Raw genomic sequence first — 17,035 nt, forward strand, 5'->3', positions numbered from 1 at the left:
GTTTGCTATTTACAAATGTATCAGTTTACTGATTTTGAAGCGTAGTGATATTCACACTGATGATGTTGGCGGCTTCCAGAACTTTATCACTCAATTCAGCATGAAGGTTGTCGAACGTAAACCGGCTTTTCGGGCCGGAGATACTGATAGCCCCGTAGAGTCCTTTATCATTCTCAATTGGCGCACCGACAGCGCGGGTTCCTATGATCTCTTCTTGATCATTGATAGCGTACCCCTGCTCTCGAATAGTTTCGAACTCTGCAAACAGTTCTTCCGGGTCGGTAATTGTATTTTCGTTCATCGACGGTAATCCGTGTTCTTCAATGATTTCCCTTGCCTCTTCGGGGGGTAAATGCGCTAGATACGCCTTTCCAGTCGAACCCCAGTGTAGATAGTCATGCCGTTTGAGTTTCATCTCGTTGAAATCTTTCGAGATGCCCCGCTCACCCTTTGATTTGTGTAGAAACACTCCACGGCCGTGTTCACAGGTCATCAGATGTGCGAATTCCCCCGTCTCCTCGGCGAGATTCTCGGTGACCTCTTTACCAGCACGGTACACTACGTTGTTGTCTATGACGTGTCTCCCTTTGTTCAAAAACTTCATACCCAACTCATATTGTCCATCTTTTTTGACAACGTATCCCTCGTTGGCCAGCGTCGCCAAGTGATTGTAGGCACCACCCGGTGAGACACTTAATGACTCGGCGACCTCTGTGACGGTAGCACCGTTGTTCTCTTCGAGAACGTCGATGACTTTACAGGTGGTTTCTACCGTACTCAATGTTCGGGGTGCGCTGTCCTTCATGCGTTGTCCAGTAGACTATCCGGAGATACATAATATTTTGCAGTACACAAACGACTCTGGGAATTCAAACTAATCACGTACGGTGACTCAGTCTGGTGATCGGACAAAACTGGTAGTACTGACATCATCATATGAACGTTGAGTCGCAGTGTCGGGCCCTGTAGCTCAAAATCGCGGATCGTTTCGCTAAGAGGTTCTCAATCGGGGATTTCGTTTTCACTGTTGTAGCCTGTCAGCGACATCAGTTCATACCCCGTTCGTACGCTCTGTGATATCATGTTCGACTGTTACTCGATCTGAGCTGATTCCTGATGTCGAAAACCAGTAACATACTACTGTTACAGTAGATTTATGGTTCCGGTCTCGGATGACATCGCTATGCAGACCAGTAGTCAGCGATTCGATGCCATAGTCGTTGGTGTCGGAGGCATCGGTAGCGCAGCCGTCTACCATCTGGCTCAACGGGGCCTCGATGTCCTGGGGTTAGACCAGTACAATATCCCCAACTCGATAGGGTCCTCACACGGCGATTCCAGACTGATCCGCTTGACGAATCACGAAGATCCCGAGTATGTCCCTCACGTCCGCCGTTCGCTAACCCTGTGGGAATCACTGGAGAACCAGTACGGCGAACAGCTTCTCCATCGGACGGGAACAGTCGACGCTGGGCCTCCCGATAGCGACACGGTCCAAGGGGCTATCAAAGCCTGCAAGGAGTACGATCTCTCGTACGAACACCTCTCGTCACAGGAATTGTCAGAAAAATTCCCCGGCTTCGAACTCCCTGAGGACTTCGAGGCGGTTTATCAACCTGATGGGGGGTTCATCAACCCCACTAAGTGTGTTCAGGCACACGTCGAACTCGCACAGGAACACGGTGCCGTCACGCACGCCCACGAGACAGTGGAAGATTGGAATTCGACGGCAGACGGTGTCACTGTCGAGACCGACAGGGCCACCTACGAGGCCGACAACCTCGTCATCACGGCCGGTGCGTGGACCCAGTTACTCGTCGATGAGTTGGAAGAAACCTTGACTCCCTGGCGTGTCATCGTAGGCGGGTTTCAACCCGCCGACAGAGAGCAGTTCACTCCGAAGAACTTCCCCGTGTTCTCTATCAATGATGGAAGTCAGGGATATTATGGTGGCCCCGACGCGGGAACGTCCGGATTCAAGTTCGGGCTCGTGGACAACTTGGAGGAAGTAGCAAACCCAGGTGACTTCGATCCTCGTCCAACAGAAAAAGAACGAGAACGACTCCGGACCGAACTCCTCGAAAACGCACAGAGGTACTTCCCCGAGGGTGCAAGAACGATAAAACGGTTGAAGACGTGTATGGTAACCCACACACCCGACCAAGACTTCATCGTTGACCACCTCCCGTCGGATCCCAACGTCATCGTTGGTGCCGGGTTCTCCGGTAAGGGGTTCAAGTTCAGTAGCCTCATGGGAGAACTCCTAGCTGACCTTGTGACTCACCAAGAGTCCGCCGTCGACGTCGAACTGTTCGATATCAGCCGGTTTCAGCGGGTGACCCGGTGATATTCCACTGATATCGGCCTCGAGGCCTCCCGGGGCGCTCGGTCAGAGCTGCCTGTGTGATAATCGTCAGAGGGGGGTTCCCGGTCGATACGAAGTACAGCTTCGTAGGCCCCGTACTGACTGATATCGAGGACTGTTGATCGTAAGGGAATACCAGGCAGGATACCGCTGGCGATCTCAACACCAGTCGTTTCTCGAACCAATGGGAGTTCCATTTCCACCATCTGAGTGTCCATTACTGTCCATAGTAGTCTCCGTACTGTCCCCGTGAACTCATGTTTGTGAGGAATAGAATCGACAAGCGATGCAACGATTACCCACTTCCGCGGTGAATATCCCTGGAGAGGACCGATGCAGTTGGACCCGGGTGTCGAGTGACAATTTACCAAGGTTATATCTATTTCAAATGCTCAGTGAGTCTGTGATAGCACTCAACTACGCAAGGACGGCCGACTCAAGAAACCTAGTAATATTCGACGAACAATTCGTAGCGATACGGCGGAGTCACTATACGATGTCGTTTGACGGAGTCATCTCTTCGGGTTCTAAGTGGCACGAGATCTGGTGTTTGGGATTGTCGGAGTCGACAGTTTCGAGCTTTGGATGATCCCGCTCACAGACATCACCGATCTTCTGTGGACACCGAGTTTGGAAGGGACATCCCGACGGTGGATTTCGTGCGCTCGGAACATCGCCTTCGAGATAGATCTGCTCCCTCTCTATGGAGGAATCTGTCGACGGAATATTCGACAGCAGCGCCCGCGTGTATGGGTGGTACGGTGGTTCGAATATCGACTCCGTCGACCCTGTTTCCACGAAGTTCCCAAGGTACATGACCGCGGTTCTATCACTGATGTAGTTGACCACACTGAAATCGTGACTTATGAGCAGATACGAGGTCCCGTACTCCTCTTGGAGACTCGTGAGGAGATTGAGTATGCTTGCCTGAACGCTGACGTCGAGTGCTGACACCGGCTCGTCGAGTACAACGAATGAAGGATTGACCGAGAAGGCACGGGCGATCGCGACACGCTGTTTTTCACCCCCGGAGAGGTCACGTGGATAGCGATCCGCATAGCTCGGCTGTAGTCCGACCTGCGTCAGGAGTTCGGCCACGCGCTCACGTTGTTCGTCCTCGGACTGGTCGGTGAACATCTCAAGCGGCCGCTTGATAGCTTGTCCGACCGTATGTTTTGGGTTAAGACTCGAATGAGGGTTCTGGAACACGATCTGACACTCCGAGCGGAACTCTTTCCAGTCTTGGTCATCCATCGAATCGAATTGTTGGCCTCTGAAATAGATCTCCCCGTCTGTGGCTGGAAGGAGGTCCAACAGAACCGACCCGAGTGTACTTTTCCCACATCCGGATTCGCCAACCACCCCCAGGGTCTCCGATTCATTGATGTGCAGATTCACGCCGTCAACGGCTTTCACTGGTGGTTCACCGCCGAACACGCGATCCAGTAGGGATGTCTCGCCGAAGTACTTCTGTACATTCCGAGCCTCAATGAGGGTAGAGTCTTTTGACTCGGCGGTGCGTTGAATCTTCTGGCTATCTGCTTGAATTGGATTTTCCAACGCGTGTTCCCATCGTTTGCACCGAGTGAGGTGTTCTGGGTCGTCATTGACAGGCACCTTCTCCACAGGGGTATCTCTACACTCGTCTGTCGCAAACTCACACCGTTCGGCGAACACACACCCGTTTGGAATCCTTCTCAAATCGCCAATCTGCCCAGGAATCGGCTTCAAACGCCGGTCGTCTCCCTGCGGAAGTGACGCGAGCAATCCTTGCGTATATGGGTTCGCCGGCGAACTAAATACGCTCTCAGTCGTCCCCATCTCCATAATTTCACCGGCGTACATGATACCGACTCTATCCGAGATCTGATTAATGACCCCGAGGTTGTGGGTGATGAGTAAGACGCTCGTGTCCCACTCCTCGATGAGTTCGTCGATAAGGTCCAGAATCGTTGCTTGCGTAGTAACGTCCAGACCGGTCGTCGGTTCGTCTAGGATGAGAAGCCGTGGCTGGCACGCCAACGCAATAGCCAGTATGACACGCTGTTGTTGACCACCTGAGAGTTCGTGTGGATACTGGGAAGCATTCGTTTCTGGATCGGGAAGGTTGACCTCCTGAAGCACCTCGTAAGTCTGTTCCATCGCTTCTGAGCGTGTCACGTCGCGATGCGTACGAACGACTTCCGCTATCTGTTCACCTACCGTCATACTCGGGTTCAGCGCCGTGTTCGGATCCTGAGGGACGTGGGCGATTTCATTCCCGCGGAGCTCCTTGAGCTCCGCCGATGAAAGTTCGAGAATCGACTGGCCCTCGTAGTTAATTGAGCCACTCGTGATTTGGCCATTATCCCCGAGATACCGCAGGATTGCGAGCGCTAACGTACTTTTGCCGCTCCCGCTTTCCCCTGCGATACCGAGAGTCTCCCCGGGTTCGATGTGGAGAGATACATCCCGGACTGCTTTGACCGAACTGTCTCCCGTCAGATACTCAACAGACAAATCAGTTACCGATAGCACTGATTGGTCATCTTGATCGGTATGTGCTTCACTGACAGACCTCATTCCTACGCATTCTGTATTCAGCCCCATACAAGTAAGTTTCGCACAGAAGGGTCGGCTCCGACAACGATGGACGTCCAGATCCATCCTTCGATGGTACCACGACCCTGCTTGAGCCCTAGGTGTACAGCATCGGAGAGTACCACTGTGGCAAGCACTTCAATATCAGAACGCATCTCGTCATCACGTGAGATCGGAACTTAGGAGAGTTGCGCCTCAACGACAGATGTGTGTCGCCGAGATCTCGTCATGGTCGAGGGAATCACAGTAAGGGAAAAATATAAGCCTGTGTAGTAAGGTTGAGTTTCTGTAGCATGTCCGCGTTTAGCGCATATCTGGTCAAGAGAATGGGATATATCGGGGTCACACTCCTGTTGATCTCCCTGATAATATTCTCCATCACCCAACTGCTTCCAGGCAACGCAGCAGTCATGATCTTAGGAAAACAGGCGACCGAGGAGAGTATTACTGCAATCGAACAACAGCTCGGGTTGAACCGTGTTTGGTACGTCCAATACTTCGATTGGTTAGTCGGTTTCGTAACGGGTGACTGGGGAACCAGTTTCTCGAACCGTCAGGCCGTTTCGGAACTCATCTTCCCCCGACTTATCCGGTCGGCCCAGCTCGCCCTGATTACATCGGTCTTGGTGACGATAACAGCCATACCGTTGGGTGTGCTCGCAGCAATTAAACAGGACTCGATCTGGGATCTCTTGGCTAGCGCGGGTGGCTATATCGGAGTCAGTTTACCCGAATTCGTCATTGGAACGGCATTCATTGCGCTGTTCACGGGTCCGATCTTCCAGATCCTTCCGTTCGGAGGATACGAACCAATGAGTGCTGGAATGATAACGTGGGCGAAGCACCTGATACTGCCGAGTGTAACGCTGTCAATAATCCTTACCGCACACGTGATGCGGTTGACCCGATCAGAGCTTGTCGAAGTCCTGCGAAAAGACTACGTCCGGACAGCACGACTCAAGGGACTGGATGAGTCGAAAGTCATCTCCAGACATGCTCTTCGAAACGGACTTCTACCGACGATTACCTTGCTCACGTTGAACGTCGGGTATCTCTTGGGGAGCATCGTCGTTGTCGAGGAGGTGTTCACCTTCCCGGGACTCGGACGTCTCCTTGTACGGTCGATTCAAGCGAGGGACCTTCCAGTAATTCAGGTGACCGTCATGCTGTTGGCTATCGTGTACGCGTTCGCGAATCTCACAGCAGACTTGCTGTACACGTACCTGGACCCGCGGATCGAATACGGTGAGAAACAATAATGGCAACTGAAGAATCCACAACGGAGTCAGTCCGGATTTCTGAGCCCGTGAAGAGTAGAGTTTCGAGCGTCGTTCTGGGGCTCCTCTCGACGAGAAAGGGCTTCGTCAGCGTGTGTCTCCTTGCACCGGTTCTCGTGTTGAGCCTCGCTGCTCCGATCATCGCACCTTACGATCCGACGGCCACCCATGCCGCCGATGCATTTGCGGGACCGGGTGGACAGTACCTTCTCGGGACCGACAATTATGGACGTGACCTGTTGTCACGAGTGCTTTACGGGGGGCGTGCGAGTATCCTCATCGGCCTTTGCTCGACAGCGTTTGGCCTAACCTTCGGAGTTCCGATCGGCATCCTTTCAGGATACATCGGAAGCCGCTTCGACGAGATAATGATGCGCCTGATGGACACCCTGCTAAGCATCCCGTCGCTGTTACTGGCATTGCTCGTCGTGACAGTTCTCGGGTCCGGGATTGTGAACACGATCATTGCGATTGGAGTCGTGTTCACCCCCGGTATCGCCCGCATCACACGGAGTAGTACGTTGTCCGTGAAAAACGAGGAGTACATCACGGCGGCCGAAGCTCGTGGCGAACCAATCCATCGGATCGCGTTCCGCGAGATACTGCCGAATGTTAGTTCGCCGATCCTAGTTGAGGCGTCAATCCGTGTCGGCTTCGGTATCCTCATCGGGACTTCACTCTCGTTCCTTGGACTCGGTACTCAACCACCGTATCCGGATTGGGGCTATATGATTTCGATCTCACGCAGCCATCTGCACTCCTCGATCTGGTTCATGTTCTGGCCGAGCTTGGCACTTGGTATCTCGATCATGGGGTTCAATCTGATGGGGGATGCGCTCCGCGACGAGATGGATTCGCAGTATCACTCGGACGGCTGAACGCTCGGAAATTCTCTCTATCCTCTCTTTTGGGGAGGATCGGTCACAAGGTGTCGACACGCGTTTCGTGTACCGAGACACAGTACTATCGGGGAGATTCGCGGCCTTTTTCGCAACCAGACGAGAGCCGTTGAGACGGTTTATGAATTCGGTCGGCCGCGCTCGTCACCAAAATATGTAGTCAGTTGGAGCGACACGGGCACGACCCATGGTCGAACCGGTACGAATAAGTCGAACAGTCGTCGTGTTGAAGGCATGAGGTTCGGAGTCCTGAGTACGGCGAATATCGGAGTAAAGAATCTGATTCCAGCGATTAGCAGAACTGACCACGAAGTCGTCGCGATTGGCTCACGGAGCCGATCAAAAGCTCAAGAGGTGGCCAAAGAGTTCCAAATCGAGGACGTCTATGGATCGTATGAGTCGTTGCTTGTCGAAAGCGATGTTGACGCAGTATACAATCCACTGCCGAACGGCCTCCACGCGGAGTGGACGAAGCGAGCTGTGGATAACGGACGGCACGTCCTCTGTGAAAAGCCATTGACAGCGGATGCCGATGAAGCCGAGGACCTCCGTTCGTACGTTGATTCGACCGATCGCCTCGTGATGGAGGGACTCATGTACGCATACCACCCACGAACGGAACGCGCCCTTGAACTGATCGAAGAACGGTTGACCGGAGTCAGTTCCGTCACTGCTCGGTTTTCGTTTCAGCTGAAAGGAACGGACGACATCCGACTTGACGGCGACCTCGCAGGCGGGAGTATGATGGATATCGGTTACTATCCCGTTGATCTCGTGCGAACAGTGCTCGGAGTTCCGGAGGCGGTCTACGGATCGTTGGTTGATGCTCGCGACTGTGGGACTGATACGAACATGAAAGCGGTGTTTGAATACGAGTCGGACGTCACGGCGCAGATCTCATCCAGTTTCGAGTCGCCGCTTACCCAGTTTTACCGCGTCGAAGCGAGGAACGGATGGATCGAAGTCGAGAATGCCTTCGATACGCCCAAGGAACTTGAGGCGACTATCCGAGGCGAAATTGACGGCCAACCCGTCTCGGAAACATTTGACCCCACTGACCAGTACGCGAGAGAAGTCACTCACTTCGGGAACTGTGTCGACGAGAATCGAACGCCTCGAACGGACATTTCGAGAGCAATCGAGAACATGAACCTGGTCGATAGTATCAGGAGGAGTGACACGCGAGAAGAACGTGTACCTGTGAAGTGAGAGCCGATCGATCGGATTGTCGGAGCTAAACAACCTATTCTTTCGGTCGGTGTGCCGGACACGGGCGTACTCACCTTTTTCGATAGCCGAATCCGGCCTCATCTGTCTCGTGGAACGAACTCGGCCAGCGATTCAGTTGCTTGTACTGCACGTTCTCCGATTCTCCGTGGTATCCCTGCAATGTATTCTCTTGTACCTTTTGTGTATGACAAAAGGTGTATTACTTCTGTATGTTTGTAATGGTAAGGTACGACCCCCGACATCAGTGTGAATTTGGTTCACGAGATCCGATCCTCCATGGTGAGTCTAAGGAAGAGAACTATATTACTAGTATACTCGGTAGAAATTTGTTGGCTGCAAATACAATAACGAATAATTAATACCCTTATCGCATATCAGAAATTTGTACTACCCGTAGTTATAAAATGGCTGGTGGAGATCGACAACTATGTCGCGAGTAAATAGCTACGACGTTGTTGTGATCGGGGCGGGCTCAATCGGCTGTAGTACTGCGGACCACCTCGCGGACGACAATGATGTCCTAGTGCTCGAAAAAGGGCAGCTTGATGAGAGTGCTTCGGCGAACGCGAGCGCATTTATTTCCGACTGGTGGTATTTCCTTGAGGGTGAGTACATCCCGGGGGTTACGGAGAAGATCCGAGAGTACTTCCACGGGTTGGAGACAACAAGCGACTTCGAGTTCCACGACCAGCCCTTCATCAGTCTGGTCGACGAAGGCGAGAGGGACAGTCCCAAAACAGAAAAAATGCGGGAGAACGCGGAGAAGATACCCGGAATAACGTACTTCGATGCGAAAGAACTCGCCTCGATGTATCCGGATGTCTTGAATCTTGATGGATTCGCCGGCGGGATCGTCGATACGGAGGCTGGCTATGTCGAACCGGGCTCATATCTCAGAGCGATGAAACAACGCGCGGAGGTGAAGGGTGCAGTGTTCGAATTCGGAACGGAGGTTGAAGAGATCGAGACAGCCGATGGACAGATAGACCATGTAACGACGACCTCCGGTGACGAGATCCACTGTGACAGTGTTGTCGTCGCAGCCGGAACACACACCGAATCACTGGTTTCGAAGTTTACCAACCTCCCCGTTCGCCCATTCGTCATCTGTGCTGCCGAGGTGAAGGGTGACCCATCCTTCAGCGGTTCGGTACCGACGACGTCCGGGCGTGGAACGCTCATCGGTCCGAACACGGCCGGGAACTTGCTTGTCGGCGACGAATACTGGATCGAGGATCTCGACAGGATCCCACAAGAGTTCCCTGAGGAAGCGAAAGAGAAGATCGCGGGTTTACTTCCCCAATTGTTCACTGGGTTCGACGGTGAACTGGAGTACGTCGAGGATGGCGAACACCACTGCCCGGAGGGAATCACGATCACTCCTGATCAGATCCCGGTGATCGACGAAGTCGGCGGCGTCGATGAACTCGTTGTTGCCGACGGGAGTCGTGGCGCGGTCTCGTTGGCACCGGTGATCGCTGTCGCAGTGCAATCCCTGCTGACCGGTTCGAAAACCAAATTCTCCATGGAAAGGTTCGCCGTCGATAGGTTTGATCTTGAGAACCCGGAGTACGATCTCCCTATGATAACCGAGCCCCGTTCGTGAATAGACTCTACTGTTCCTGCCCAATTCGAGCGATTCAGTTGATGATCTGATTTTTATCTGAAACTCCTAATGTTATATCATCGTCTAGTCACGATAAAGGGGATTTTGAGGGCAAATTTAGAATAATACTTGTATTTTGTATCCTGTGGATTGAGCGATGTTCAGAAAAGGATACAGAGTGAGACGGAGCGATCGTTGAGTGGTCAATGTTCGAAATAGCCCGCATCAACGGAGGCAGCGACTGTTTCGAATTAGATCTCTGGATCGACAGGCGACACCCGAGCCACCGATGAAGTTCGTATCCGACTTCAGCTGGCCATACTATCATATTTATATACTATCTTAGTTTTCGATATGTTGGGTGTCGATCGCTGTCGATCCATCGTACACAACTGATACAGAAGGCAGATCGACAGCCGTTGAACGCCGCCGACCCGGACACGTTGGGTTTGATCAAACCGTGTTCCAGCTCAACAATGAACGGTTTTGGCAGGAGGCAGCTGTCGCTCCCGACACGAACCGATTGCTCATGTGAAGCTCTATCCGATGAAAAATCAATCGATTGTCGAGATATTATTAGCCGAACTCCGCAGAAATATCCCGTCGACGATGCACCCTTGTCATCGATTCTGTACCGTGGCTGCAAGCGTCATTCCACCGCCGCGGCCTCGGGTATAGATACGAAACACACGAAAATCGAATCACCGCCGGTAATATCATTTAAAATATAAAATATCGAACTGATACGTTTTCAAACTCTTTCGGCCACGCCGACGCAACTGCCGTCGAAAATCGGCTGGGAGCGTTCGCTTTCGCATTGAACCTACTTGTCTGAACCTACTACGGACCGGATCCGGCTGTTACGACGGAACTCGTGGCCACAATGCGTCGCGTCGGGAGTGCGAACTGTCCCAGTTTCGGAGGACGGACTGTCTTGACGTAGTTTTCGAGTAGTTCATGGGTCAAATGAGTTACTACTGTTAGGGGCTCATCGGTCTCATTCGGTATATTTCGCTAAGTACGCAGATTTACCGACCAACTGTTCCATACTTATCCACACAGTAATCAAGTACGCATCAAACACGTCTTCCGAGGGTGTATTCCTCCATTCTCCGGGGTTCTTGGAAAGTTAGGGTAGAGTTCAGATAAGCAGGTCACATGCGAAGGCGAACGGTTGAAGCCAATTTTCGACGGCGTCTGCGTCGGCGAGGCTGAAACAGTCTAAGAACTGGATAGTTCGACGTTTTAGTTCTCTGAAAACACGTTCGACGGCATTCCGATTACCAGTTTTTCGTATCTGGCCGTGTCGGTGCAGTGCCGCGCGAAGTGATTGGCAGTAACGACGAGAGAGACCACGTCATCGACGAGATGAGTCTTGCAGGATTCATCGGGGTGAATATCGGTAGGCGGTTGAATTCTCGTCGGAGTGAGCTTCGTATTTCGAAAGCGCTTCGTGGCGGATCAACCGCTGAGTACAGTCGGAACCGCCCGTCGTTTCGCATAACTACGATTTTGTCGAGTCCGTTCCGAACCGGGCCGGCCCCTCGAACGATGTAGAGTCGCTTTTTGCACCCGGTTTTGAACGGTGGGACGACACCGATCGACACATAATATCACATATCAAGACAGTATTTGATTGTGATGAGTGAACGAACGGGAGTCGGACACCGACCGTTATCGAGTGCTCGTGTGTCGCCACTCGCCTCGGCGGAACCAACTCGGAATTCCCGGCGAAGTGGACGATTTCTTGCATCGACCGCTCGACGTTTAATTCGGTTCACTCCACATCCGTCAGCGTCACCGGGTGTACCGCCATATCGACCGAACGACTCAGGCGCTGCTCCCAGATCGGACTGCCCGGCCCGACGGATTCACAAACACCTTATCTCGGTGGTCGCTACGATACCGAGTGATCTCGACGATGGTTCTCACCACTGGCTCTACGAGCGGACCCACATCACGGTCCGATAGGCGGGACGACACAGCCGAACTAACGGGGCAGCACGCGGACGCCGGAGATGTGGGCTCGGGCCGCATCAGGTTCACTCGATCAGACTCATCGTGTCACCTGGTGGTGCTTGGGGCGTGACGGACTCGTCGCACCGACTCGCCTTCGGCGTGCTCGGAACCGCCGGGATCGCCCGAACAGCGGTGATCCCGGGAATACGGGCGAGCGAGCACACGGTCGAGGCGGTCGCGTCCCGGGACGGCGAGCGTGCCAGCGAGTTCGCGGCGGAGGAATCGATCCCGCGGAGTTACGGTTCGTACGAGGAACTGCTGGCCGACGAGGATCTCGATGCAGTGTACGTGCCGCTTCCCAACGGACTCCACGCCGAATGGACGAAACGCGCGGCCGACGCCGGGCTCGACGTGCTCTGTGAGAAGCCGCTCGCGGTCGACGCGTCGGAGGCGCGTGCGGTCGTCGACCACTGTGCGCAGCGAGGCGTCACCCTCATGGAGGGGTTCATGTACCGGTACCACCCGCGAACCGAACGGGTGCTCGATCTCGTCGACGACGTCCTCGCGGACGTTCGCTCGGTGACCTCGACGTTCCGGTTCCCGCTGTCCGACCGTCCGAACGACGTCCGTCTGCGTCCGGATCTCGCCGGAGGTTCGCTAATGGACGTCGGTTGTTACCCGGTATCGCTCACGAGAGCGGTCCTCGGCGATCCCGACCGGGCGTACGCCCACACCGACGATACTCGGGACGCCGCCGTCGACACTGAGCTGGCCGGGGTGCTCGAATACGAGGACGGCCGCTCGGCGCGCGTCGCCTCCGGGTTCGACACCCAGCTCGTCCAGCGATATCGGATCGACGCGACGAACGGCTGGATTTCGGTCGAGCGGGCGTTCGACGCGCCCGTCGACGAGTCGGTGTCACTCGAGTACGAGATCGACGGCAGACAGGCCGTCGAGACGTTCGGCCCGACGGATCAGTACCGACTCGAGGTGAGCACTTCGCCGACTGTGTCGCCGACGACGCGACGCCGCGGACCGACGGCGAGAACGCGGTCGCGACGATGCGAGTGATCGACGCGCTGTACGAGAGCGCCGACGAGGGCTCCCCGGTCGATCTCCGCTGATCCGGCGAGATATCCGTTTACAGTCCCTTACGGCGGCGACCGCCACCGCGAGCGTGCTCGGCGGAACAAGCCAAATTTGATATAACAACATAGAGTTTATACGTCTGGTCTGGTCCAAATATTCACGGATTCAGGCCGTAAGACTGCCGAAAATGGGCAATGTGGTCCCTAGGTAATTCCACTTTTGCTTAATATACTAAGCATAAGTGGCTTTGAGCGGGTCGGAGCCCTCGGTGAAGCCGCTCGGATTCGACACTGGAGGAAACCCGTCTCTCCATAGTGGAAGCCGTCGTACAGGGTCACCTCTTGCTTGTACGTGGGCTGTGTCACGAAGAAGTACCGCGGTCCTACGAAGTAGTCGGTGTAGTTCGCGGCCACGAAGACGCCCTCCTGCACCCCCCGTTCGTAACCGGGGAAATCGAGCGTCTCCCGAGCGCGCTCAGTCCCGTATTGGATGTTGACGCAGCGGCGCGGGCGAGAAGCGGCCACCCGAGGGCGAATATCGGCACGTCGGGTCGATAGTCAAGGATCCGGCGACTGATTCGTGTGGTCAGGTGAGCGTTCTCGAGGCTCACCGTCCGCTCGACGACTCAACCGCGGTCCGTCCAGTCGAAGGCAGTGTCGAGGTCGACGGGCTCGTGGCCGCCGGTCGCACCGGCGCGATCGAGATACGCCCGAAGGTCGTCGCGGTAGTCGGGGTGTGCGCACTCGACGAGCGCGCGAGCGCGCTCCCTGGGCGAGGTGCCGCGCAGGTCGGCGACGCCGTGTTCGGTGATCACTACGTCCACATCGTGTTCGGTGTGGTCGACGTGTGAGGCCTTCGGGACGATCTTCGAGATGTCGCCGCCGGCGGCCGTCGAGCCGAGCGCGATCACCGACAGCGGGGCGTTGCGGGTGAAGTCGCCGCTGCCGCCGACGCCGCTGATCATCCGCGAGCCGCCGAGGTTCGTGGAGTTGACGTGCCCGTACAGGTCGACCTCGACGGCGCTGTTGACCGCGACGACGCCGAACCGGTCGATCAACGCCGGCCCGTTCGACACGTCGCCGGTTCGGATCACCACGTCCTCGGCGTACCGCTCGGCGTCGTCGAACAGCCGTTCCTGCCCTTCGGTCGACAGCGCCAGCGAGGTGGCGCTCGCGGAGCGAAGCTCCCCCGCATCGAGCAGGTCGAGCAGGCCGTCCTGGAGCACCTCGCCGTAGTAGATCAGGTCGCGATCGCCGAGATCAGCGTCCCCGAGCGCGCCCATCAGGGCGTTGCCGAGGCTGCCGACGCCGAACTGGATCCGCAGCGAGTCGTCGTACAGCGACGAACGCTCGACCTCCTGCTCCAGGAAGTCGCCGAGATGGCCTGCGATCTCCAGGTCCACGTCGGTCGGGTCGCGGAACTCGTAGGGGGCGTCCCGGCCGGTCGTCTCGACGACGGCCTCGAGCTTCCCCGGTTCGAACGCGATCCGCGGGCCGCCGATGCGCTCGTCGGGTGCGGTCAACGGGATCGGGTCGCGCTCGGGCGGCGTCCCGGTCCGATACACGTCGTGGAACGCCGACAGCGACAGCGGCTGATCCTCGTTTACCTCGACGATCACCGTGTCGGCGGCCTCGACGAACGCGTGGGTCAGCCCGACCGACGTTGACGGGATCAACCAGTCGGGGCCGACGGCGACGGCCTCGACCACGGCGACGCTGCCGTCGGTGTCGACCAGCCCCCCGAAGCGAACGTCGTCGCCCAGCGAGGAGATGTGGCGGTCGGCGAACGCGACGCGTCCGTCGTTGATCGCCGTGTTGATCGCCTCGCGCGCCTGAAACGGGTAGCGCCGGTCGATCGCGTCGACCTCGACCAGGGCCTCGTCGATCTCCCCACCGACGCTCCCGCCGCTGACGACCGACAGCGACAGATTTCGGCCGGCGCCGGCGTCCTCGCTCCCGTCGTCCCTGCCCCCGGCGGCCGCGTCCGCCAGCGCCAGCGGCACGGCCTTCGGGTACCCCACGCTCCCGAAGCCGCTGACGAACATCGTCGCGTCGTCGGGAACGTGTTCGGCGGCAGACGCGGCGTCGACGACCGGGATATCGCCGTGGATCCGGCCGTCGGGGATGCGCGCCTCGGGATCCGTCTCGCGGCTCACTCCTCTAGGTCCTCCGGTTGGGTGCCGATCCCCTCGGGCCAGCCGGTCGGCGCCGCGGCGGACGGCTGGGCGTACTCGCGCTTCAGCACCATCGGCGTGCGCTCCAGGGTGAGCACGAGTTCGTCGTCCTGGTTGAACGCACGCAGTTGGGTGGTGACCATCCCGACGTGGTCGCGCGACTCGCTCTCACGCTTGTGGACCACCTCGCTCTCGGCGAAGATGGTGTCGCCGTGGTAGACCGGTGCGTGATGGCGGATGTCGTCGTAGCCGAGGTTGGCGGTCGCGTTCGCGCTCACGTCGATGACGCTCATCCCGACGACGAGCGCGATGACGAACGTGCCGTCGACGAGGCGCTCGCCGAACTCCGTCTCGGCGGCGTACGCCTCGTTGAAGTGCATCGGGTTGAGGTTCATCGTGAGGTTGGTGAACCAGACGTTGTCCGTCTCGGTCACCGTCCGGCCGTACGGGTGCTTGTACACGTCGCCGACCGTGAAGTCCTCGTAGTAGCGGCCCTGCCAGCCCTCGACCAGTCGTCGCTCGATGTCGTCGCGTCCGTCGTCGGTGTCGTTGTCAGTCATGGTGTGAGTGGATTGTGGGTGTATCTGTGTGGTGAGTTCAGTGGCGCGTCCGTCCGTCAGTACGACCGCGGGAGCCCCAGCACGTTTTCCCCGAGGTAGTTCAGCGCCAGTTCCTGCGTGACGGGGACGAGCCGCGTGAGCCGCGCCTCCCTGAGGTACCGCTCCACGTCGTACGCGCGGTCGATCCCCCGGCCGCCGTGCGTCTGAACGGCGGCGTCCGCGGCCTCGAAGGCGGCCTCCGCCGCGAGGTACTTCGCGGTGTTCGCCCACGCGCCGACGGCCTTCCGGTCCTCGTCGCCGGTCCGCTTCGCGGCGGCGAAGGTGAATTGCTTGGCCGCCTGCAGGCGGGCGTGTCCCGCGGCAAGCGGGTGCTGGATCGCCTGGTTCTGGCCGATTGCACGGCCGAACACCTCGCGTTCGTTCGCGTAGTCGACGCCCTTCTCGACGGCGAGCTCGCCGAGGCCGACGGTCTCGGCCGCGATGACGAGCCGCTCCTCGTTGAGGCCGTCGAGCACCTGGTAGAACCCCTCGTCCTCGACGCCGATCAGTCGGTCCGCGGGGACGCGGAGGTCGTCGTAGGTGACCCGGAAGGAGCTGACGACGCCGCTCGCGGTCTTGTCGATCTCCTCAAGATCGAGGCTGCCCGCCTCGTGTCCCCGCTCGATGTCGACGAGGAACAGCGAGACGCCCTCGGTCTTCTTCTCGACTTCTTCGCGGGGCGTCGTCCGCGCCGCAAGCACGAGGTAGTCGCTCACGTCGATCCGGGAGGTCCACAGTTTCTCCCCGTTGATCACGTACTCGTCGCCGTCGCGGACGGCCTCGGTCCCGATCGCGGTCGACTCCGAGCCCGCCTTCGGCTCCGTCAGGCTGAAACACTGGATCCACGCGTCGCCGCTGGCGACCCGAGGAAGCAGATCGGACTTCAGCTCCTCGCTGCCGTAGTTCACGAGGGGCGCCGAATTGTAGATCGCCGCGTGGACCGTCTGGGCGCCGCTGAAACCGGCGCCGCTGCGGGCGATCGTGTACATCATCGCGACGGCCTCCTCCGTGCTGTATCCCTTCCCGCCGTACTCCTCGGGGAGGAGCACGCCGAGCCACCCCTCCTCGGCGAGGGCGTTCACGAAGTCGTGTGGGTACTCGCTCTCGGCGTCGTGTTCCCGCCAGTACGCGGCGTCGAACTCGTCACAGATGTCGCCGACGGCGTCGCGGACCGACCGTTGTCGATCGGTCAACTGTACCGTGTCGGTAGCTACCATTCTGGTGTTCAAGAGTCCCGATAGCGAGCCGATAAACCGTC

At 57.1% G+C, this 17,035-nt stretch carries 10 protein-coding genes and 1 pseudogene; 6 read left to right on the forward strand and 5 right to left on the reverse strand.

All coding sequences use genetic code 11. The features are described 5' to 3' along the window. Window positions 1-25: 25 nt before the first annotated feature. The gene (locus tag K6T50_RS17510) at window positions 26-805 is read right to left on the reverse strand and encodes an IclR family transcriptional regulator (protein ID WP_222609520.1); all 780 of its coding nucleotides are present in this window, start codon (window positions 803-805) and stop codon (window positions 26-28) included. 378 nt (window positions 806-1,183) lie between these two features. On the opposite strand from K6T50_RS17510, the gene solA reads away from it, so the two are divergent. Continuing rightward, a complete protein-coding gene (gene solA, locus K6T50_RS17515; RefSeq protein ID WP_222609521.1) occupies window positions 1,184-2,347 on the forward strand; it encodes an N-methyl-L-tryptophan oxidase in 1,164 nt (387 codons plus the stop codon). A gap of 507 nt (window positions 2,348-2,854) precedes the next feature. Here solA and K6T50_RS17520 read toward each other — a convergent pair. Then, a complete protein-coding gene (locus K6T50_RS17520) occupies window positions 2,855-4,927 on the reverse strand; it encodes an ABC transporter ATP-binding protein (protein WP_222609522.1) in 2,073 nt (690 codons plus the stop codon). A gap of 311 nt (window positions 4,928-5,238) precedes the next feature. Here K6T50_RS17520 and K6T50_RS17525 point away from each other — a divergent pair, with 311 nt between their 5' ends. From K6T50_RS17525 to K6T50_RS17550, 5 genes and pseudogenes are all read left to right on the forward strand, one after another. Next, window positions 5,239-6,204, forward strand: coding sequence for an ABC transporter permease (locus K6T50_RS17525; protein WP_222609523.1), 966 nt, complete (start codon window positions 5,239-5,241; stop codon window positions 6,202-6,204). Then, on the forward strand, window positions 6,204-7,100 hold the full coding sequence (locus K6T50_RS17530; RefSeq protein WP_222609524.1) for an ABC transporter permease: 897 nt from the start codon (window positions 6,204-6,206) through the stop codon (window positions 7,098-7,100). The genes K6T50_RS17525 and K6T50_RS17530 overlap by 1 nt, the downstream gene beginning before the upstream one ends. Window positions 7,101-7,355: 255 nt before the next feature. Then, the gene (locus K6T50_RS17535; protein ID WP_222609525.1) at window positions 7,356-8,330 is read left to right on the forward strand and encodes a Gfo/Idh/MocA family protein; all 975 of its coding nucleotides are present in this window, start codon (window positions 7,356-7,358) and stop codon (window positions 8,328-8,330) included. 448 nt (window positions 8,331-8,778) lie between these two features. Then, entirely contained in the window at window positions 8,779-9,957 is a 1,179-nt protein-coding gene (locus tag K6T50_RS17540) for an NAD(P)/FAD-dependent oxidoreductase (RefSeq protein WP_222609526.1), read from the forward strand. Between the two features lie 2,085 nt (window positions 9,958-12,042). Continuing rightward, window positions 12,043-13,040: pseudogene (locus tag K6T50_RS17550) on the forward strand (Gfo/Idh/MocA family protein). A 590-nt stretch (window positions 13,041-13,630) separates the two neighbouring features. On the opposite strand, the gene scpC reads toward K6T50_RS17550, so the two are convergent. Genes scpC through K6T50_RS17565 form a run of 3 tightly spaced genes read right to left on the reverse strand, consistent with a single transcriptional unit; the run spans window position 13,631 to window position 16,994 of the window. Beyond that, window positions 13,631-15,160 carry a succinyl-CoA:acetate CoA-transferase ScpC gene (gene scpC, locus K6T50_RS17555; RefSeq protein WP_222609527.1) on the reverse strand — a complete coding sequence of 510 codons (1,530 nt, stop codon included), beginning with the start codon at window positions 15,158-15,160 and terminating at the stop codon, window positions 13,631-13,633. Next, a complete protein-coding gene (locus K6T50_RS17560) occupies window positions 15,157-15,738 on the reverse strand; it encodes a MaoC family dehydratase (protein ID WP_222609528.1) in 582 nt (193 codons plus the stop codon). The genes scpC and K6T50_RS17560 overlap by 4 nt, the downstream gene beginning before the upstream one ends. 56 nt (window positions 15,739-15,794) lie before the next feature. Beyond that, entirely contained in the window at window positions 15,795-16,994 is a 1,200-nt protein-coding gene (locus tag K6T50_RS17565) for an acyl-CoA dehydrogenase family protein (protein WP_222609529.1), read from the reverse strand. Window positions 16,995-17,035 lie beyond the last annotated feature (41 nt).

It is taken from the genome of Halobaculum magnesiiphilum, assembly GCF_019823105.1.
Taxonomy (GTDB): domain Archaea; phylum Halobacteriota; class Halobacteria; order Halobacteriales; family Haloferacaceae; genus Halobaculum; species Halobaculum magnesiiphilum.

Excerpts from the sequence above, each read along its gene's own strand:
- K6T50_RS17510 (WP_222609520.1), bottom strand. The coding sequence starts at position 805 with ATGAAGGACAGCGCACCCCGAACATTGAGTACGGTAGAAACCACCTGT.
- solA (WP_222609521.1), top strand. The coding sequence starts at position 1,184 with ATGCAGACCAGTAGTCAGCGATTCGATGCCATAGTCGTTGGTGTCGGA.
- K6T50_RS17520 (WP_222609522.1), bottom strand. The coding sequence starts at position 4,927 with ATGAGGTCTGTCAGTGAAGCACATACCGATCAAGATGACCAATCAGTG.
- K6T50_RS17525 (WP_222609523.1), top strand. The coding sequence starts at position 5,239 with ATGTCCGCGTTTAGCGCATATCTGGTCAAGAGAATGGGATATATCGGG.
- K6T50_RS17530 (WP_222609524.1), top strand. The coding sequence starts at position 6,204 with ATGGCAACTGAAGAATCCACAACGGAGTCAGTCCGGATTTCTGAGCCC.
- K6T50_RS17535 (WP_222609525.1), top strand. The coding sequence starts at position 7,356 with ATGAGGTTCGGAGTCCTGAGTACGGCGAATATCGGAGTAAAGAATCTG.
- K6T50_RS17540 (WP_222609526.1), top strand. The coding sequence starts at position 8,779 with ATGTCGCGAGTAAATAGCTACGACGTTGTTGTGATCGGGGCGGGCTCA.
- K6T50_RS17560 (WP_222609528.1), bottom strand. The coding sequence starts at position 15,738 with ATGACTGACAACGACACCGACGACGGACGCGACGACATCGAGCGACGA.
- K6T50_RS17565 (WP_222609529.1), bottom strand. The coding sequence starts at position 16,994 with ATGGTAGCTACCGACACGGTACAGTTGACCGATCGACAACGGTCGGTC.